General features: G+C 60.7%; 11 protein-coding genes and 2 pseudogenes. 4 read left to right on the top strand and 9 right to left on the bottom strand.

Annotated features, from left to right (window positions below; translation table 11 throughout):
* The first annotated feature begins 71 nt into the window (after positions 1-71).
* Both DQ353_RS16210 and DQ353_RS16205 read left to right on the top strand, forming a co-directional pair.
* Positions 72-770, top strand: a complete 699-nt coding sequence (locus DQ353_RS16210) for an ATP-binding cassette domain-containing protein (RefSeq protein ID WP_113764077.1) — start codon at positions 72-74, stop codon at positions 768-770.
* Positions 767-2,266: an ABC transporter permease gene (locus tag DQ353_RS16205; RefSeq protein WP_113764075.1), complete on the top strand. Its 1,500-nt coding sequence runs from the start codon at positions 767-769 to the stop codon at positions 2,264-2,266. Before DQ353_RS16210 ends, DQ353_RS16205 begins: the two co-directional genes overlap by 4 nt.
* A 682-nt stretch (positions 2,267-2,948) precedes the next feature.
* On the opposite strand, the pseudogene DQ353_RS16200 reads toward DQ353_RS16205, so the two are convergent.
* Positions 2,949-4,131 (bottom strand): annotated as a pseudogene (locus DQ353_RS16200) (acetate/propionate family kinase).
* Positions 4,132-4,799: 668 nt separating this feature from the next.
* Between DQ353_RS16200 and DQ353_RS16195 the strand changes: the two are divergent.
* Positions 4,800-5,855, top strand: a complete 1,056-nt coding sequence (locus DQ353_RS16195; protein ID WP_113764073.1) for a zinc-dependent alcohol dehydrogenase family protein — start codon at positions 4,800-4,802, stop codon at positions 5,853-5,855.
* A 752-nt stretch (positions 5,856-6,607) separates the two neighbouring features.
* Positions 6,608-7,507: a DMT family transporter gene (locus DQ353_RS16190; protein ID WP_220094033.1), complete on the top strand. Its 900-nt coding sequence runs from the start codon at positions 6,608-6,610 to the stop codon at positions 7,505-7,507.
* A 542-nt stretch (positions 7,508-8,049) separates the two neighbouring features.
* On the opposite strand, the gene DQ353_RS16185 is transcribed toward DQ353_RS16190, so the two are convergent.
* From DQ353_RS16185 to DQ353_RS16150, 8 genes and pseudogenes are all read right to left on the bottom strand, one after another.
* Positions 8,050-8,478, bottom strand: coding sequence for a universal stress protein (locus DQ353_RS16185; protein WP_113764069.1), 429 nt, complete (start codon positions 8,476-8,478; stop codon positions 8,050-8,052).
* A 1,034-nt stretch (positions 8,479-9,512) separates the two neighbouring features.
* Entirely contained in the window at positions 9,513-9,770 is a 258-nt protein-coding gene (locus DQ353_RS16180; RefSeq protein ID WP_113764067.1) for an SHOCT domain-containing protein, read from the bottom strand.
* A gap of 32 nt (positions 9,771-9,802) precedes the next feature.
* Positions 9,803-10,885, bottom strand: coding sequence for a type II glyceraldehyde-3-phosphate dehydrogenase (locus DQ353_RS16175; RefSeq protein ID WP_113764065.1), 1,083 nt, complete (start codon positions 10,883-10,885; stop codon positions 9,803-9,805).
* A gap of 128 nt (positions 10,886-11,013) precedes the next feature.
* Positions 11,014-14,295 carry an HAD-IA family hydrolase gene (locus tag DQ353_RS16170; RefSeq protein ID WP_113764063.1) on the bottom strand — a complete coding sequence of 1,094 codons (3,282 nt, stop codon included), beginning with the start codon at positions 14,293-14,295 and terminating at the stop codon, positions 11,014-11,016.
* The gene (locus tag DQ353_RS16165) at positions 14,295-16,742 is read right to left on the bottom strand and encodes a phosphoketolase family protein (protein ID WP_113764061.1); all 2,448 of its coding nucleotides are present in this window, start codon (positions 16,740-16,742) and stop codon (positions 14,295-14,297) included. The genes DQ353_RS16170 and DQ353_RS16165 overlap by 1 nt, the downstream gene beginning before the upstream one ends.
* Positions 16,743-16,995: 253 nt before the next feature.
* Positions 16,996-17,182 (bottom strand): annotated as a pseudogene (locus DQ353_RS16160) (metal-sensitive transcriptional regulator); the annotation flags it as partial.
* 80 nt (positions 17,183-17,262) lie between these two features.
* Positions 17,263-19,464 (bottom strand): heavy metal translocating P-type ATPase, encoded by a 2,202-nt coding sequence (locus tag DQ353_RS16155; protein WP_181578446.1) that lies wholly within the window; start codon positions 19,462-19,464, stop codon positions 17,263-17,265.
* 111 nt (positions 19,465-19,575) lie between these two features.
* On the bottom strand, positions 19,576-19,839 hold the full coding sequence (locus tag DQ353_RS16150) for a YHS domain-containing protein (RefSeq protein ID WP_113764057.1): 264 nt from the start codon (positions 19,837-19,839) through the stop codon (positions 19,576-19,578).
* Positions 19,840-19,849 lie beyond the last annotated feature (10 nt).

Below are 19,849 nucleotides of genomic sequence, written 5' to 3'. Positions count from 1 at the left end.
TAACCGACGATAGGACTTGCTTGCCCCCGTTTGGCGCGACGCCTACCATCAGAGGAAGAAGCGGGTGGAAAATGGGCCACGGACACGGCGAACATGTTCAGCACGGCGGAAGGTTTCAGAGTGCCATCCGGGGTGAAGATCCGGTGCTCCAGGCCTCGGGTGTCACGAAGTCGTATCGACGTGGGCCTTGGCTCTTCGGCCGGACCCGTGATGTCCTCTCCGGTGTCGATCTGGCCTTGTTTCGTGGCGAGGTGGTGGGCCTTACAGGCGAGAATGGCTCCGGTAAATCGACTCTAATGAAAATCCTGGTTGGTGAAATGCGCGCCGACCAGGGAACAATTTCCCGCGGCGGTCGGCTGGGCTATTGCCCGCAGACGCCACTGGTCTACGAACGATTGACGTGCGATGAGCACTTCGACCTGTTCGGCAGAGCCTGTGGAATGACCGGACACGCAATGGCAGGATCACGAGAGTTGATCTACGAAGAGCTGGGATTCAAACGATACGCGCGCACTCGTGCCGATCAGCTATCAGGAGGAACACTGGCCAAGCTCAACCTCGGTCTGGCTCTGCTCGCGGACCCCGATGTGCTCCTCCTCGACGAACCCTCGGCAGGCTTCGACTGGGATACCTATCAGAAATTTTGGATTCTCGTCGCGGGGCGTCGCGCTGCCGGGCGGACGGTACTGATCATCAGTCACATTGTGGTCGATGAGGACCGTTTTGATCGTATCCTCGACATCCGTGATGGAGGCGTGGTCGCGCGATGACCACCTTAGTGTTTATTCAGCGCTTTCTGAACGACTATGTCCGCAATCCGGTCAACCTGATTTTGCTTGTTGTGGTGCCCATAGTTTTCGTGCTGGTTGCGAGCGGTCAGCTGGCGTCCTTTGCAAAGTTGTTTGGAGGGCCAGCGGGCCCTGCGGTCGAGTTGGCGACCGCAGGGTGGGCTGCCGGATTCATTGCTGGTGTCGCTATGTATTTCCAAATGGCAGAGACACGCGGCACCGATCGACGAGTGGTCGTCGCGGGCTTCCCAGCGGTGCAGCTCTCCCTTGCTCGTCTGGTTACCGGGGGATGCCTCGCGGTATTGGCTGCCACAGCAGCCCTGATCGCCCTCATCATCCGCACCGGGGTCGAGGACCCTTGGCGGGCTTTCGCTGGGACACTCATGTTCGCTGGAATCTATGTCGCCATCGGTGCCGCGGTCGGGGTGATGGTGCGCAATCCGCTCAACGGCAGCGTCATCGTCTTGTTCGCCTGGATCGTGGACGTATTCTTCGGACCGGCGATGGGATCCACCGACAACGTTGCGACCCGGCTTTTACCGACTTACTACGTCACCTTGTGGATGATAGATCTGCCATCGGGGCACAGCGGTCCTGTCGGTGAGCTCGGCTGGTCGCTGATCTGGACCGCGTCCGCGGTCGGCGCAGCCTGGGCTCTCATCATCGCCCGTACTCGCACTGGCCATCGGCACATTCATCTGCCAGAAGCGGGATCGTTCCGTTCCCAAACTCCCGCCGCCTTGCGCGCTGCTTGGAGGGAGACTCGCCGCAATCCCACGCTGTGGGCCCTTCTCGTGGTCGTGCCTGTGGTGTTCATTCTCGGCGTCTATGTCATCACCCCGGACAAACCTATCTCGATAGTCTTGCGTGAGAACGGGGAAAGCGTCACCCGCGTACTGTCTCTTATCGATCTGCACGGAGCGACGATGGCACCTGTCGCCGTCGCGTCACTCGCGGCGCTCATTGGCCTTTTTGGTGTGCTTCAGAGTCGGGATGGCGACCGGAGGGCGGCTCTGGTTGGAATGAAAACCAGCGCACTGCTGTCGGCTCGGCTAGGGGTCCTGACCGTTTCTGTCCTCGTCGCAACCGGGGTGGCCCTAACCACCAGCGCACTGGTCTTCAGCCCGGTCCAGGGGGCAGGTTATGCCGGCGCCAACATTCTCCTCGGGCTGACCTATGGTCTCATCGGGGCGCTTCTCGGACCGATCTTCGGATCCGTTAGCGGAGTGTTTGTCGCCTTCCTCATCGCGTTCCTGGACATCGGCATTATCCAGAATCCGATGTTGCAGTCGGAACCGGTTTTTTGGTCTCGTTTGCTACCCGGATACGGCGGATCGCAGGTCCTCATCGACGAGGCGTTTACCCGAAATTTCGACGAAGTAGTGCCGGTCCTTGTCGGGTTGGGATGGTTCGTTGCACTCCTCGTGGCCGTGGTTTTTACCTACCATCGCACAACACGCCCCGTGAGCTGGACCTGAGTACTCAACAACGCAAGAGCGCCGAGTCCGATCAGCTTGGCTATGGAATGATAGCAACCAAGATACTGGAATTGGTCATGGAGTGGCGTTGTTTTGTCTCAGGTTCAGTAGCTTGGTCGTGTTCGGCGGGTGCCTTGGAAAGCTAGAATCTTTCGTGACGCTATGACTAAATGCGAGAGGTGCTATCAACACTCACATCCCTCGGGCGGGGCCGATGGATGTGAGTCGGGATGATCTGGCAGACGGATTTTGCCGTGCAGTCGGCTGGGTCGAGGTCTCAACTCGTATCAATAATATTTTGCGGTTCGGTTTCCATGAACGCTAGTTCCCTTTGCCGGACACGGACGTCTCCGAATGTCCCGACAAGCAGGGCAGTGACATGCGCACAGTGCACTATTCCGTCCCCACGAATGACAAGGATACTTTTTACGTCTCCAGTGTCATCCCGACCGCTTGGGCTCCCCGGATAAACCGTATGTGAGACGTAGCGGCTTCGTCATGTTGATGGTAGCTGTTCACTTTCTGTTTTGCGCGCCCTATCTTTTTCGCAAGTCCTTTTCGGGGGTTTTCCCTAAAGTTCCTGAAAATCTTTACTGGCTTATCCGTTTGGTACCTTGGCTCGAAAGCTCGCGTCCACAAAGCCGGTTTAGCTGAACCAGTGTTCAGCGCGCGACCGAAGATATTAGTCGGTTCCAACCCACGACAACGAGAGCATTCTTGCTGTTGCTTCGGCAATCGCTTGCTCCTCATCAGTCGGTACGACAATCACCGGGAAAGCCGAATCCGTGGTGCTGATGATCCGGGTTTCATGCGATTTCGCGATGTTGGATAGCTCATCAACGAAGACGCCCAACGCACCCAGTCGGGCCACAACATTCGCGCGAAATTGGTGCGAATTTTCACCGATCCCTGCCGTGAAAACTAAACACTGCGCTCCGCCGATCGCTACGTGATAAGCACCGATATATTTAGCCAGTCGGTAGGCGGCGATGTCCAACGCCAGCTGTGCCGACTCGTTGCCGCGTTCGGCAGACTGTTGAACATCACGCATATCCGATGATCCGGTCAAACCCCGAAGCCCGCTATTGTTTTCCAACAAGCCTTCCAACTGGCTAGGATCCATACCGGAGCGGAGCAGGAAAAGCAGTATTCCTGGGTCGAGGTCTCCGGCCCGTGTACCCATGACGAGCCCCTCCAGCGGAGTCATGCCCATGGAATTGTCGATGCTAACGCCCTGTTGAATGGCCGTCACCGAGGCGCCATTACCTAGATGGGCAATAATCGCATTGAGTGACCCGGGGGGGAACTTCCAGAAAGCGGGCCGTAGCGACGGCAACATACTCGACGGAGGTGCCGTGGAATCCGAATCGGCGGATTCCATGAGCGGCCGAGGTTTCCTGGGGCAGCGGATAACGCCATGCTACTTCGGGCATCGTGTGATGAAACGCCGTGTCAAAGACCGCCACCTGCGGTACTCCCGGCCACAAGTCCATCGAAGCGTGCAATGCCGCCAGCGCCGGTGGATTGTGCAGCGGAGCAATTGAGTTCAACGTCTCCAGATGCCGGATCACTTCATCGGTGATCAGGGTGGGCGCTGAGAATTCTTCCCCACCGTGCACAATCCGGTGGCCAATCGCCTCAACGGGGTGGGACACCAATAAAGTTTGCATCTTCGTGAAAAGAGTTTTCACCGTCCTGGAAATTTCAGAAACGCCGTCTGGTGGCGAAGCTAGTGGCGAAATATCGACCAGCTCTTCGAACAACGAGTCCGCATTCACGATGACGTCGGCGTCGCGTGAAATATCAACCTCACGCAGCTGGACCTTTAGCGTCGACGAACCGCAGTTCAATACTAATATAGACATTATTCTCTCCCGGTCGGTGGCTTACTACACTATGGCGGTGCTGCCTGGCAATGAATTAGCAGCACTCTCTACCGTGGACTTCCAGCGGTCATTGCACCAGTGCGCGTGCGCAGCGATGACACCTGTTGCAATGCCGCTCGGGCGTGGTCTCGACGCCACCCTGTCAGTTCGACCGGCTTCCTCCGCAATCTGAATTCATTGCGCCTGCGGTGCATACTCGGACGGACTGCTTCTTTACCACTGCTTGACTTTGTGCCCGCATCAGTTGCGTAGAAACGGCATAACCGCCACTGCAGTCCAGAGGCTTGCAACCAAGCTGAAGCGGAGGAACCCAAATGAAGCAACGTACGCGGTTAGGCGAAGGCTCCTTATGGGTCGACGGGGACCCAAGACCCTTGAAACTTCACACTCGTGCATGGGACGATCTAATGCAAGATCAGCCACTCTTCTGACGGGTTTCGGTGGCGGGGCGTATCTTTCCTCGAACCCGAGCGGTCGTTTCACGGTGCAATTCTGTGCCGCTGAAGCGTATCGAGTCGGATGAAGGTGCTGTTTGGGTATTGGGCAGAAGCTGCATTCTGACACCTATTTGAGTGCACCACAGCCATCTTTCGATCGCCACTCCGCCTACTGATCAATTGCTGGCGATCGAATAAAGGATAGAGAAAATGAAAGCACTCGTTTATCACGGCCCGAACCAAAAATCGTGGGAAGAAGTCCCCAATCCTCAGATTCAGAAGCCCACCGACGTCATCGTCAAGATCGAGACCACAACTATTTGCGGTACGGATCTGCACATTCTCAAGGGCGATGTCCCTGCTGTGACCGTCGGCAGGGTCCTTGGTCACGAGGGCGTCGGGACAATCACCGAGGTCGGGTCGGCCATTTCCAATCTTGCCGTGGGCGACCGGGTCATCCTCTCTTGCGTTTCTGCCTGTGGTCGCTGCGACTACTGCAAGACTGGCCTGTTCTCCCACTGCCTCGGGGAAGAAGGTGCGTCAGGCATCGGGTGGATCTTTGGGCACCTGATTGATGGCACGCAGGCCGAATACGTGCGTGTTCCCTACGCCGAGACCTCCGTGTACAAAGTCCCCGAAGGCGTCACGGCCCAGGAGGGCACGCTGCTTTCGGATATCCTCCCGACAGGACACGAGATCGGCATCCAATACGGCGCTGTCAAGGCGGGCGACGTCGTCGCCGTCGTTGGAGTGGGCCCCATTGGACTCGCCGTAGTCACCACGGCGCAGCTCTATGGCCCGGCGCGCGTCATCGCGATCGACGTCGACGCGAACCGGCTGGAGCAGGCAAAGGCGTTTGGCGCGACCGATGGTGTGTTGTCAACGGATGCCGATTGGAAAGAACAGGTCCTCGCCCTGACCGACGGGTTAGGTGTGGATGTTGCCATCGAGGCGGTGGGCATTCCCCAGACTTTCGTCATGGTGTTGGAAATGGTCCGACCTGGTGGACACGTGGCCAATGTCGGCGTGCATGGCAAGGGGGTGGAGCTACCGCTGGACTCGCTCTGGATCTCCAACATCACGATCACCATGGGCCTCGTGAACACCAATACGACTGGCACCCTGCTCAAGCTAGTCGCCCAAAAGAAGCTGGCCGTCGACAAGTTTGTCAGCCACACGTTCGCCCTCCACGACATCGAGGAAGCCTACGACGTCTTCTCCCGGGCAGCCGAGACCAAAGCTCTGAAAGTGATACTCAACGCCTGAGCGGAAGAATTCCGGTTTTGTGGACTCATCATTAGGCTGCGGGCCGCGGAGATTGACGGAATCGAGTGCCTCTAACGGCAGACACCCCGCAAACTTTGGCACATAAATAGTAGTCAGCATGAGGCGGTGGGAGCGTCCCCTGTTCAATGTTCAACCGTCCATGCAGGCAGTGCAGGGTACAGAAAATATCGGAGGACCCATCGTCGCGATCACTAGAATTCAAGTGCCCAGGGCACCCGGTGCCCGTACGTTTGATTTCTACCGGGTTGCTGCTGAGTGGCCTACAGATGCTCAAACCGGGCATCTCGGTGCCACCACGCTAGCCAGCGGCGGTGAACCGATCGACAAGAGTCATACTCCCCGGAAGCTTCCTTTGCAACGGCTACCAGCAAGATCAGAGTTTTATATGGATTGGGAGATAAATACTGTGTCGGAAAACGCTCTGCACGTTGCGGAGCCGGCAGCCGATAGGTGGCAAAAAACCACCCGGCAGAGTGTCGTTGGAGTTCTCAACGCGTCTGGCCCAAGCCAGTTGACAATACCGAGTCGAATACAGTTGAGTCGCCACTGCACGCTGCCAACAAACAGATCGCAGCATCCCCACGGAGGGTCGGAGCTGCGATGGTTCCCCCGGTAGTAGCATCTGGACAACGTCGCTGCGCCGGTCACACCCTAGCGGGGAATGGGCAATGGGCGCATCGATAGCTGGCAGGAACGCCCCGGCATTGACTGGTAAGCCTTCTCCGTGGCGGATGCTTTGGATCACCGCGGCCCTTGGCACCTGTTTCCTCCTCATCCAGTGGGGGCTTCGTGATGCGCCGTTGTTGTGGTTCGCGACGCTGCGGGCACTGCTCGGCGGTAGTGCACTGGCCTTGGTGGCTTTCTGGCAGGGGCGACCGCTCCCGTCCTCAGCCATGGCCTGGGGCAAGATCGCGCTCCTCGGTCTGGTCAACGTCAGCCTGGCCTTCGCCTTCATGTTCGCGGGCGTGGCCGGACTATCCACCGGCGTGGCCTCGGTGCTGGCCAATGCACAACCGTTGTTGATTCTGCTCCCTGCATGGTGGCTGTTTCGGGAACGGATCACGCCACGAACGGGAGCTGCCCTGCTCCTCGGGTTCGCCGGTCTTCTGATGGTCGCCTTGCCCGGAGGAGGCGGCTCCGGTGCGCTGCTGTCGTTGGCCTCGGCTGCGTCGGTGACAGTGGGGACCTTGCTGGTGCGAACCTTGGGCGGCCTCGACGTCGTAGTCACCAGTGCAGCACATTTCCTGATCGGTGGACTGGTCCTCGCCGGACTGGCTTTTGCCGTTGAAGGGCCTCCCATCATTTCTTGGACCCCTCGGTTTATCCTTGTGCTCGGATTCCTGGGGTTGGTGGCCACGGCAGCGACAACGCTGGCTTGGTTCGTTGAGGCACAACGATCGGCACTGTCATCGCTGACGGTGTGGATGTTCCTCATTCCGGTGTTCGGCCTGGTAATCGGAATCGTCGTGCTCGGCGAACGTCCTAGTCCGTGGACTGCCGCGGGCATTGCCCTGGTGATGGGTGCGATGTGGATGGCGCTTGCCAAGCAGCGCGTTGCCGGCTCCGGGCCACCGGGCGTTTTGTGCGTGGCTTGCCAGCGCGAAGAGGCCGTGCCGGACGAAATGCAGTAGATCACCTCCTGAGACGGTCCTGCTGTCGAGCGTCCGGCCCTGAACAAATCTGTCCTTCTGCAAATGACATAATCATTCGCAAGGCGACGTGACGCGACCTTATCGTGCGGGTCGGCAGGGACCCGAGAGCCACCTCAAATTATCTTGAAGACGTCGGAGCCCCACCGGGTCAATGCCGACCAACGGGCCGCCGTGGTGGAGACCGGCAGTGCATGTTACTGCTGTACCCCTGCGACGGAGCCGCGCCGACAGTCGGGGGAGCCAACGGGTTCATGGTTAGCCACTATGACGGATTCCGAGTGAAGTATGCTGGCGCGTTTTCAGGAAAAACAGTCCGCGGTTCTCCCGTTTGAGCTCGTGCACTTCGGCCTCGTCCGCCCCAGCTCAGCCTTCGGCGGACTCGTCGGAGACGTGCACGACCCGGTATTTGTTCGGCCATCGAGCTACCGGTGCGGTTCCGGTGTTTGGATCATCGGCACCGGTTCCCCATTCTGGCATCCCCGACATCTGCTGGTACCAGCATCCGGAACCCTTGCACCGGCTCAGTCGCGGATGATCAGTACGGGGCATGTGGCGTGGTGGACGATCTGGGTGGACACCGAGCCCAGAAGCAGGCCGGTAAAGCCTCCGCGCCCGCGGGAGCCTACGATAAGGAGATCAGCATCCTTGGAAGCATCAAGCAGAACCAAAGCCGAGGGGCCCTGCCGGATTTCTCCGTCGATGGATGTTCCTTCAGAATCCACGCTCTTCAATGCTTCGTCCTGAAGTGTTCGGGCATCTTGCTCAAATGCGACGAAGTCCCAGGTCGGGCCGTTTACATCAAGCCCCGTGGCTGGATACTGCCAGGCCGTCACCATCCGTATCCGCGCCTGGCGCAAACGGGCTTCGGTCACCGCCCACTTCAGAGCGGACAGGGATGAAGCCGAGCCATCGATGCCTACCACTATCTGAAATCCATTGGTGCTGCTCATTGTTTGGTCCTTTCGACGGTACTGGCTGGCATCCACCACTTTGCCATATTGCTAGGGTCCCACCATGAGGGGGTAGACAATGCAGGTGACGGCTCGGACGCGATGCCGACTACGCCACGCAGGTCAGAGCTGACTGCGGGCCGGTGCAGTAAAACCATTTCGTTCGGTGCGCTCCGGATGAACATTCACGGCTTTGGCTCAATCACTGGGGGACTGGCTCCCAGAGTGCCAGCGGAACGACCTGGCACTGGGTGCAAGCACAAGGTACCAAGGCGTGGGACTTTTTCCGAGCGGGGGAGACGAACGAGAGCACGGACTCGCGTGGCCTCGTTGTTGAGCGCATATCTTCACGGGTGTCATGGGGTTTTATGATATTCGACAGGCATGTTAATAGCATGTAGTGACGCGCAGGTTCGACTACCGAGGGCGGCGTGCTGGTCCGGACCCGCCGATTCACGAGGGGAAGGCACAGAACGCAAGGAGGGAAAATCGCTGTCGGTTAGTGCCAGTTTGATGATTGTTCGGGCCCCGGACCGTGAATGTCACAACCCTGCATGAGAGGCCTTCGCAAGTCTTGTCACCGTTGTGATGATCTCGATGGACGCACGGTGGGATATGTCAGCAACGACCATGGGGGCGTCGTCGTATGTGACCTTGCTGCCGTGACCCTTGCTCTCACAGCTTCGCTCGGCCGACCCCCAGCAGTTTCCTCTGGGGGGAGGACATCGTCGAGGATCGTGCCCAGCGCTTCCCTTCCTTCTGGGGGTGGAAACGGAGATGGCGTAACACCGCACGTCGTCAATCGGCATTGTGAAACAGCCAATGATGCCGGGCTGGCGCCCGATTCCGTCGCGGCTCCCAGATCATGGTGTTTTGGCAAGCTTGTCTGTCAGAGGCACCCGGGTGAGTGAGAACCGCGGCGAAACCGTGGCAGGGTCCATCGTGCGCTCAAGATCCAGCCATCCAAAACGGGCAGTGCCCCACAACGCACGTCCAGGAAGGGTGAATGTGTGTGTAGACGACGAAGCTTCGCGTCAGGATCCCGGCTTCTGTTGTAGGACCGCTAGACGGGTATTATATTCGGTCTGGTCGATTTCGCCGCGTGCGAAGCGTTCGGCAAGGAGCGCTTCGGCGGTGTGCAGCGGGGGCATGGTCCGGCCCGCCGGCAGTTCCGGGCGGGAGGAGCGCACCAGCAGGGTGATCCCAGTGATCAGTGCTCCCCAGAACACGACCATGCTGATTGCCATGAGGATCAGTCCCCATCCGCTGGTGTCGTTGCCATACCAAAACATTGTATTCTCCTGAGTTCTTATGAACGTGGTGGCTATTGGCGATCTGTCTCGGGGCTTGCCCCGTCGATGCGCTTGGGTGCTGATAGGAAATCCTGTCGGATGCCGAGGGATTCGTCGGTGCGACGGGTGGATTCGATGGCATCGGTAGTGGTTCCGGCCAGGGCTCGGATGGCGTCGATGTTTTCGGGAATGACGACCGCTTGGTTATCGACGGTGTAGGTATAAAAGAGTTCCAGTCCTTCGACCGTGAGGATATCTTCCCAGAGGGCGACTTCATACATGTCCCCACGGGGTCGGCCCAGGTCTCGCATGAGTTCCACGGTGCTATTGAGCGCCACGATGCCGTCCGCCTTGCGTACCAAGGCAATTCGGGGTGTTGCCCTCAACGCCTCAAGCACTTCTTCGCGGTCTGCGGTGCGGGTTAGCTGAACGGTCCAGTAGTGCATGTGGTTCTGGGTGTGTGATCCTTTCGCTGCCATGGTGATGACGTCCAACTGTGGATCAACGGTCTTGGCATCCGGTCCCTGGTGGCTGGGAATACGGCTTTCGGGGACGATGGTGTTCATGATCCCTGAGTGGTCAGATTCCCAGGGATCGGTGGCCCTGCGAATAAGGACCCCGCGGGCTCTGGCGAGCAGGCCCGCGTCCTTAAGCGCTGTCAACGTACGCACGGTGGCAGTGGTGTTGCACGAGACGACCCGGGTGGAATCGCGCCCCAAAGCGGTGGCATAGTTGGTATGGGCAACGAAGGAATGGCCGGTGAGTTCGTGCTTTTCCCCGCCTTGGAAGATGGCCTTGACTCCGTGCTTGCGGTAGAGGTCCAGATTCTTGGCACCGACCCCGGAAGGGGTGCAGTCCACGACGATATCCACCATGTCCAGCAGTTCTTCCAGCGCGCCTGCGACCGGGATCCCTGCTGCACGCATCCCCGCCGCCGTCTGTGCGTCAGAAGCATACACAGGCATACCTAGCGTCACGGCGGTTTTGATCCGGTAGTCCGCGGCTACGTCGCTGACGCCGACGAGTTCCATGTCCGACTGGATCCTGACCGTATCGGCAACGCGTTTGCCGATGACCCCGTAACCATTGACAGCGATCCGTGTTCTTTGCGACATGTTCGTTCCTTTCTCGGGTGGTTCTTAAAAGGATTTGCAATTTGGGCCCAGCGACCGCTGCTGGTCAAGACCTCAAAGACCTTGCACTGGGTTCTGCGTGGCGTTGGGCACGGCCTTGTGAGACAGCATCATTCCTTCTTGATCATGCCATCTTCGAGGAGATCGTTAAAGGGTCCGTGTCCGTCCGCGTGAGGCAGGGCCACGTCCCAGACCTCACCTGGTTTCAGCGTTCTCTCGACGCCGTCCAGGCGGATGCGGACTGGTCCGGTGGAGCAACGGTGTAGTTCCAACCTGGCCCTCTGCTGGGTCAGCGAGATGCTGATCGGTTGTCCCCGGTAGCGCAGCCAGAAAGATGCCCCGGCTAGTTCGGCGGGAAGAACCGGGTGCAGCCAGAGGGCGTCCTTCCGGGTTTCCGCCCCGGCATAGCAGCGGATCACCATGTCGGCAGTGCCGGCCATGGCGCCGAGGTGGATGCCTTCGCGGGTGGTCCCGCCCTGGGTATCTGACAGGTCCGCCTCCAGCGCCTGCTCAAAGAGCGCCCAGGAACGGCCCCTGTTGGTCCGGGCCAGCACCCAGCTATGTACGAGTTTGCTCAGGGTCGATCCGTGGCTGGTACGGTCCAGGTAGTACCGGATGGTTGCCGGGATGATCTCCGGTGGCAGCGCGTACCCGAGGCGGACGAGAATACCGCGTAATTCTTCGGCCGAAAACAAATAGAACAGCATCAGGACATCGGCCTGCTTGGAGAGCTTGTATCGATTCGTCGAGTCGCCCTCGGCCTGCAGGATCAAATCCAGCCGCCCGATGTTCCCATATTTGCCTCGATATGCGTCCCAGTCGAATTCCTCGAGGTGCTCGTAGCCGTCGAACTGGCTGAGGACCCCGTCAGCGTGGAAATGAATGCGCAGCCGGCTGCTGATCCGTTTCCACCGGGAAAGTTCCTCCGGTTCCATGCCGAGCCGGTGCCAGAGCCCACCACAATGGTGCTCACCCAATAGCTCAATGGTCTCCACGGCCCTGGCCAGAACCCAGGAGGCCATGACGTTGGTGTAGGCGTTGTTGCGCAACCCCTGCCCCGGGGCATCGGGCAGCCCGTCGTGGTATTCATCCGGGCCCATCACCCCGGTAATGTCGAAGCGATCACTGGCAGGATCATGGATGGCCAGTGAAGTGAACAGCCTGGCCACCTCCACAAGAATCTCGGCTCCGTAGTCGATGAGGAAACCGGTGTCCGCGGTGGACTGGTAGTACTGCCAGAGACTGTAGGCGACGGCCAAGCCAACATGCCGTTGCCGATGGGAGTTATCCGGCATCCATTGTCCGCTGTGCGGGTTGAACAATTCGTCGGGGGTTTCTTCACGGCCGTCACTGCCCGATTGCCAAGGGAACATGGCTCCGTCCAGTCCTTCGGTGCGGGCAGCGGCCCTGGCCGCATCGAGCCGGCGGTAGCGGTAGAGAAGGAATGCCCGGGTCAGCTCGGGCCGGCGCAGGGTCAGCATCGGATGAATGAACAGCTCGTCCCAGAAGACGTGGCCGCGGTAGCCTTCCCCGTGCAATCCCCGTGCCGGCATGCCCGCATCCAGGTCCGGATCGGCCGCGGCGACACTTTGCAACACGTGGAAAATGTGCAGGTTCAGGGCCAGCGACTGCCGGGAACCAGCCTGCAGTTGGATACCGAACTCATTCCAGAGATCTTCCCAAGCCTGCTCATGGGCGACCAGCGAGTCAGAGAACGCTGGAACCTGGAGGATCCTGTTTTTGGCGTCCAGACCAGCCGTGGAGATGGCGCGGTCCCGGGAGGTTGCCACGGTGGCGGCTTTCTCGATGCTCACGGGGGTTCCGGGTTGCAGCTGGAGAATGATTTCGTGTCCGACCAAGGTCTCGGTCTTGATTACTTCGTGGCCCAGGACATCGGGGTCACCTATGACACGCGTACGCAGAACGGTGGCTATCTCGATCCCCGATTGATTGGTGGTTGCTTCATGGATGACCGTTTCTTCATCCACTGCCGTGGATCCGGACATGACCAGGTGCTCACCGCTGAGGGCAAGATCGGCTGCCACGTTGCGGTTCGCCACGGCACCGTTCACGGCGGAGCAAACGGTCAGCGCGCCCGACCAATCCTCGGCCTCGAGGGTGATTTCCATGGCTGCCAAGTGCGGTTCGGCCAGGGACTGGAACTGCCGGGAGGTGACCCTGGTGGTCCGGCCGGATGAATCGCGATAGCGGTTGGTGCGACTGAGCACGCCGCGGCGCAGGTCCAGGTCTTGGTGATGGCTGAGCATGTGTGCTGAACCGGGAAACAGCAGGGGACCTTCCCCGGGCTGGATAGTCATAAAGGCCCAGTCGGGGGCGTTGACCAAGTGTTCGGTTTCGACGCTCCGACCGTTGAGATCGGTGCGCAGCCGGTTATAGACCCCGGCCAGATAGGTGCCCGGGTAGTGGATGCCATCGGCGGTGCTTCCGGGCACCGCGCCGCGGGTCGCCCAGTACCCGTTGCCCATGGTGCACAGCGCCTCCCTGGTTCCTTCCTGCGCCGGATCAAACCGGTCATAGACAAGGTTCCAGTCCTCGTTGGTCCCGGTTGTTGCACCAGCGCACCAGGATTCAGGTCCGTCAAAGGCAGAATCCGGAAGCCCCTGCTGCAGGTTGGCCAGATGTCGGACAACTATGTCCGCCCCCGCCGATGCCAGCTGGGCCCCGTTGCCGTTGCGGTCCACACCCACCACCAGGCCGAACCGGCCGCCGGCCGCCGCCTTGACCCCGACGGCAGCGTCCTCGATCACGGCTGCCTCGGACGGCGCCACCTTCAGGCGACGGGCCGCTTCGAGAAACATGGCCGCGTCCGGTTTGCCCTCAAGGCCCAGGCGGAGCGCATCGTTTCCGTCCACGCGGATGGGGAACAGCCCCGTGATTCCGGCGGCGTCAAGGACCGCTTCGCTGTTGCGGCTGGAAGTCACCAGTGCCACGGGAACCTGGCCCACAGCCAGCGTACGCAGCAGCTCCACCGCGTCGGGGAACGCCTTCACTCCGTGTGCGGCCATCTCTGCGTCCACGAAGCCTTGCTTGCGGGCGGCCAGCCCATTGATACTAAGGCGTTCGGGCCCGTCCCCGTCGCTTCCCTCTGGAAGGGTGATCCCGCGTGATGCCAGGAAGGTCCTCACTCCGTCTTCGCGGGGCCGCCCGTCAACGAAGGCGCGATAGTCGCCTTCGGCGTCGAAGGGTTCCTGCCCGTCGCCGAACCGGGGGAGCAGTTCATCAAAAAGCGATTTCCACGCCGCGGCATGCACCCCGGTGGTGTCGGTGATGACCCCGTCCATGTCGAAGATGACCGCGGCATACCCGGAGATCGTGCCGGCAACCGTGTCAGCATCCGCACCCGTCGCCATCCACAAGTTATCCAAGCCCATCAAAGCTCCTCGGCGGTCCCGGGTTGCGCGTGGGGCCAGATCCAGTTGGTGATCGCGGGATCATCCTCGCCATGAGCCCGTGTCCAGGCGCGCGCGCGGATACGTTCATCGACCATCCGCTGGCGCAACCCGGCCGCCCTCTCGGCTAGACCCGGCACCCGGTCGATGACGTCCATCACCAGGTGGAACCGATCCAGATCGTTGAGCATGACAATATCGAACGGTGTGGTCGTGGTGCCCTCCTCGCGGAAACCGCGCACGTGGAAGTTCATGTGGTTGGTCCTGCTGTAGGCCAAGCGGTGGATCAGCGCCGGGTAGCCATGGTAAGCGAAGATCACCGGCCGGTCGGAGGTGAAGACGGCGTCGAACTCGGCCTCCGGAAGCCCGTGCGGGTGCTCGGAGGCCGGTTGCAGCCGCATGAGGTCAACCACGTTGACAACCCTTACGCACAATTCCGGCAGGTACCGACGCAGCAGGTCCACGGCCGCGAGGGTTTCAAGGGTCGGGATGTCCCCGGCGCAGGCCATCACCACATCGGGGAGTCTCTGGGCGTCGTGCGTCCCGGAACCGGTGGCAGCGGTTTCATTGCCTGCCCATTCCCAGATGCCCAAACCGCGCTGGCAATGCAGGGCAGCCTCATCGATTGTCAGGTAGGACAGGGCCGGTTGCTTGCCGGCGACGATGAGGTTGATGTAGTTGCGGCTGCGCAGGCAGTGATCGGCGACCGATAGCAGCGTGTTGGCATCCGGGGGAAGGTACACCCGGACGATTTCGGCCTTCTTGTTGACCAGATGGTCTATGAATCCCGGGTCCTGATGTGAGAAGCCGTTGTGGTCTTGGCGCCAGACATGAGAGGTCAGCAAGTAGTTCAGCGAGGCTATTGGACGCCGCCAAGGAATTTCGCCAGCGACCTTGAGCCACTTGGCGTGCTGATTCACCATTGAGTCGATGATGTGGATGAATGCTTCGTAACAGGAGAACATTCCGTGGCGACCGGTGAGCAGATAGCCTTCGAGCCAACCTTGGCACAGGTGCTCGGAGAGGACTTCCATGACCCGGCCGGAGGTAGCCAGGTGCTCGTCCGTCGGTAGCCGGCTACCTTGCCACACGCGATCGGTGGTCTCGAATACGGCACCAAGGCGATTGCTCAGGGTCTCGTCCGGTCCCATCAGGCGAAAGGTCGAGGGGTTGTCCCGGATGACGTCGCGTAGGTAAGCGCCCAGCACACGGGTCGCCTCGGAAATTGTGGTGCCCGGAGATTCGATTGCAACGGCGTAGTCGCGGTAGTCTGGCAGGCGCAGGGGTTCGAGCACTGTCCCTCCGTTGGCGACTGGATTTGCGCTCATCCTGCTAAGCCCTTCGGGTGCCAGTGCAGATACCTCGGGCCGCAACGCCCCGTTCTCATCGAAGAGTTCCTCTGGTCGGTAGGATCGCAACCATGCCTCGAGTTGGCTCAGATGCCCGGGGTTCTCCCTCAGGCCTGACAACGGTACCTGGTGGGACCGCCAGGTGTTTTCGGTAGGCAACCCGTCGACCTCCTTTGGCCCGGTCCAGCCCTTGGGGGTGCGCAGCACAATCATCGGCCAACACGGACGCTGCGTGGTCGTCCCATCCCGGGCGTCACGCTGGATCCTGTGAATCTCCGTCATTACATCGTCCATGACGGATGCCAACTGCTGGTGCACTGCCTCGGGGTCGTCGCCCTCGACTAGGTAGGGCCGGTGCCCGTAGCCTTCCATCAGGCTGATCAGCTCCTCATCGGGGATGCGGGCCAGCACCGTGGGGTTGGCGATCTTGTAACCGTTCAGGTGCAATATCGGCAGTACGGCCCCGTCATGGACGGGGTCCAAGAACTTATTGGAATGCCAGCTCGCCGCTAGTGGTCCCGTCTCGGCTTCCCCGTCTCCGATGACGCAGGCGACGAGCAGATCAGGGTTGTCAAATGCCGCCCCATAGGCATGCATCAGCGAATAGCCGAGTTCACCTCCTTCATGAATGGATCCCGGGGTCTCCGGAGCCACGTGGCTGGGGATGCCGCCCGGAAAGGAGAACTGGCGGAACAAGTGCCCGATCCCCTGGGTGTCTCGTCCGACCTTTGGATAGACTTCGCTGTAGGTCCCGTCAAGATAGGCATTGGCGACCAGCCCAGGACCGCCGTGGCCCGGCCCCGTCACATATATTGCGTTCAAATCACGGGACTTGATCACCCGGTTCAGGTGCGTGTAGATCAAATTTAGCCCAGGCGTAGTTCCCCAGTGACCCAGCAACCGAGGCTTGACGTGCTCCAAGGTCAGCGGTTCACGCAACAAAGGGTTCTCCAGCAGGTAGATCTGTCCCACGGAGAGGTAGTTTGCCGCGCGCCACCAGGCATCGAGGCGGGCCAGTTCCTGGCGGTCAAGCGGTCCTTGCGCAGCTGCGTGCATTTGAGGGATTCTCGCGGATGTCATTGGCTTCTCCTTGGACTTGGATGGCACGAACCGACTCGTGCCAGGGTGTGCTTCAATGGTCGCCCGCCGGCGAAAGCCCCGGACGAGGCTGCGCCATGCGGGCAAGCACTGACGGTTCGGGCAGTCCGTCAGCGCAGCCTGATTGAGGTGGGACCTGCACCGAGGCCCCGGATTTAGAGATTAGAGCGTTGGTGACGGGTCCGAAAAATGTTCTTAGAATCGTGCCTGTGGTGCTTCCCCTGGGTTCCCCTCCTCATGGCTTGACGAGTCGGGTGATCGCTTGTGAAGCCTCGCTGATCCTCTCGTCGAGGACACAGTGCCTGACGTGGTCGTCCAAGAGGCCAAGAGCGAGGTCCTCCAAGGCAGAAGTCAGGGGCGCCGATCTGGGTGAGGATATCGATGCAGTAGATGTCCTCGTCGATCATGCGGTGGATGCCACGGTTTGCCGTGGTTTTCGGTGCGGTTGGCGGCCGTATTCTGCTGTCCATCGCTTCTGTTCCTGTCTCGTGAAATGTGTAAGTCAGCTGTGGGAAACTGCCGTCGACTTCTCGACGGGATGACGGTCCAGGAACTTCGCTGTACTGTGGGCTGGACTCAGCTCAAGGCGGCGCAGCAACTGGGCGTTGAGCGCCACCACGATGGTGGAGACCGACATGAGAATCGCACCGATGCTCATAGGCAGCACGAACCCTATCGGCGCCAGAACGCCTGCTGCCAGTGGGACAGCAAACAGGTTATAGCCCGCAGCCCACCACAGGTTCTGCTTCATCTTCCGGTACGAAGCACGCGAAAGATCGATGACCGAGAGCACCGAACGAGGATCCGAGCTGGCCAGGATCACACCGGCTGAACCGATCGCGACGTCCGTACCTGCACCGATCGCAATACCCACATCGGCCCGGGCGAGGGCCGGTGCGTCATTGACGCCGTCACCGACCATGGCCACCTTGAGTCCCTCCGCTTGGAGTTCGGCGATCTTGGCGGCCTTGTCTTCGGGCCGAACCCCGGCGAAGACGCGGTCGATGCCCAATTCAGCGCCGACCGTGTTGGCGACGGCCTCGGCGTCGCCGGTGATCATCACCACTTGCACACCTGCGGCGTGCAAGGCATCGATGGCATCTCGTGACTCAGAGCGGATTTCATCGGCCAGCCGCAACGCGCCGATCACCACCCCATCGGCGAGGACATGCAAAATGATGGCGCCTTGGGCACGCCACGCATCGGCGATGGACATCTCTCCCACTTCGTGCTTCTCCAGCAGGTAGGGACCGCCGACCTCAACCACCACGCCGTCCACGGTGGCCTTGACACCCACCGCGGGGGATGACGAGAAATCGGTGGCGTTGGACCGCTCCAGGTTGCGGGTCCTGGCAGCGCCGACAATGGCCTTGGCGAGCGGGTGCTCGCTATCGGCCTCGGCTGCCGCGGCCAAGGCCAAGATCGCATCGCCATCGCGCCCGTCGACGGGTTCAATCGCGGTGACCGTGGGCTCGCCCTTGGTCAGGGTACCGGTCTTATCGAACAGGACTGCGTCGACAGTGCGCATCGATTCCAGTGCTAGACGGTCCTTGATCAGGACCCCGCCGCGGGCGGCGCGTTCGGTGGCAATGGAGACCACCAGCGGAATGGCCAGGCCCAATGCGTGCGGGCAGGCAATGACCAGCACCGTGATAGTTCGCACCACGGCGAAGTCCGGTAGCCCAAGGAACGACCACACCACGGCGGTGATCGCGGCGGCTCCCAAAGCGAACCAGAAGAGCCATGCAGCGGCAGTGTCGGCGATCCGCTGGGCGCGGGAGGTGGATGCCTGGGCATCTGCGACAAGCTTCTGGATGCCAGCCAGCGCGGTGTCTTCGCCGATCGCGGTAACTTCCACCCGCAGCCCGGAATCCGTGGCCACGGTCCCTGCGACCACCTGCGCGCCGGTCTGGCGGCGCACCGTTTTGGACTCGCCGGTGACCATTGATTCATCCATGCTGGCAGAGCCATCGACGATCTTGCCATCGGCAGGTACGGCGGCGCCTGGCCGAACGATAACCACGTCACCGACCACCAAATCCGCCGGAGAAACCGTGATTACTTCATCTCCCTGGATTTTCTCCGCCTCGTCGGGCAACAGGGCGGCCAAGGAATCCAAGGCCGAGGTGGTCTGGGCCAGGGACTTCATCTCAATCCAGTGCCCCAACAGCATGATCACCACCAGCAGGGCGAGCTCCCACCAGAAGTCCAACTCGTGATCGAGCAGCCCCAGGCTCGCGCCCATGGAGGCAACGAACGCCACGGTGATGGCCAATCCAATGAGCAGCATCATCCCCGGTTTGCGCGAGCGCAACTCGGAGACCGCCCCGCTCAGGAAGGGCTGGCCACCCCAGAAGTACATGAGAGTGCCGAGGATGGGGGAAACCCAGCCAATCCACGCGGCGTCGGGCAACTGGTACCCAACCAGGTCAGCGAACATCTCGCTAAAACCCACCACCGGGAAGGCAAGGACCAGCATGATCCAAAAGAGGCGCCGGAACTGACCGACGTGGTCACCATGACCCTCATGACCCTCATGACCCTCATGACCACCGTGCCCCTCGTGTCCTTGGTTGCCCATCTCCCCGCCCTGGTGGGCTGTGTGTGGCTCACCCTCCGGGGGGCCGGCCTCGGGCGCATGGATGTGCCCTGAGGAATGGTCCGAAGCATCCGTTTCTGCGGCGTGCTCGTGCTTGTTTCGCATACTCACCTTCTCTTTCTGATACCCCGATACGGGATGTTCTGTAGTGGGACGATCGCCCCGCGTGCCTACCTTGGGAGTGAGCCCGGCAAGAGAGGATCCTGGCGGCCGGTGCTACGCGGGTGCGTAGAGTTCGGGGTCAGCATCGAACAGGGGCCCGCAGGAGTTGCAGCACAGCCAGTATCGCTGGCCCTGGTAGTCCCGGTAGAGGCCCGCTTCCTCTGCCTGGGCCTTGCTCACCGGGGTGCCGACCATCACCGGGCACTCTGTTACGTCTTCGGCACGTGCGTTCGTCGTGTCCTCGGACTGGGGCGTGTGGCCGCAGCAGCCTGCCGAAGCACTCATGCTCTGGTCGTTGTGGTTGTTATGTGTAGTCATGATGTGTTCC

The organism is Arthrobacter sp. AQ5-05 (assembly GCF_003287975.1).
Classification (GTDB): domain Bacteria; phylum Actinomycetota; class Actinomycetes; order Actinomycetales; family Micrococcaceae; genus Paeniglutamicibacter.
The sequence above is the reverse complement of the archived record's forward strand: the minus strand, read 5'-3'. Positions and strand labels throughout refer to the sequence as shown.

Coding starts and splice junctions, on each gene's coding strand:
- DQ353_RS16150 (WP_113764057.1), bottom strand. CDS start 19,839: ATGACTACACATAACAACCACAACGACCAGAGCATGAGTGCTTCGGCA.
- DQ353_RS16190 (WP_220094033.1), top strand. CDS start 6,608: ATGCTTTGGATCACCGCGGCCCTTGGCACCTGTTTCCTCCTCATCCAG.
- DQ353_RS16175 (WP_113764065.1), bottom strand. CDS start 10,885: ATGTCGCAAAGAACACGGATCGCTGTCAATGGTTACGGGGTCATCGGC.
- DQ353_RS16180 (WP_113764067.1), bottom strand. CDS start 9,770: ATGTTTTGGTATGGCAACGACACCAGCGGATGGGGACTGATCCTCATG.
- DQ353_RS16155 (WP_181578446.1), bottom strand. CDS start 19,464: ATGCGAAACAAGCACGAGCACGCCGCAGAAACGGATGCTTCGGACCAT.
- DQ353_RS16210 (WP_113764077.1), top strand. CDS start 72: ATGGGCCACGGACACGGCGAACATGTTCAGCACGGCGGAAGGTTTCAG.
- DQ353_RS16165 (WP_113764061.1), bottom strand. CDS start 16,742: ATGACATCCGCGAGAATCCCTCAAATGCACGCAGCTGCGCAAGGACCG.
- DQ353_RS16205 (WP_113764075.1), top strand. CDS start 767: ATGACCACCTTAGTGTTTATTCAGCGCTTTCTGAACGACTATGTCCGC.
- DQ353_RS16195 (WP_113764073.1), top strand. CDS start 4,800: ATGAAAGCACTCGTTTATCACGGCCCGAACCAAAAATCGTGGGAAGAA.
- DQ353_RS16185 (WP_113764069.1), bottom strand. CDS start 8,478: ATGAGCAGCACCAATGGATTTCAGATAGTGGTAGGCATCGATGGCTCG.
- DQ353_RS16170 (WP_113764063.1), bottom strand. CDS start 14,295: ATGGGCTTGGATAACTTGTGGATGGCGACGGGTGCGGATGCTGACACG.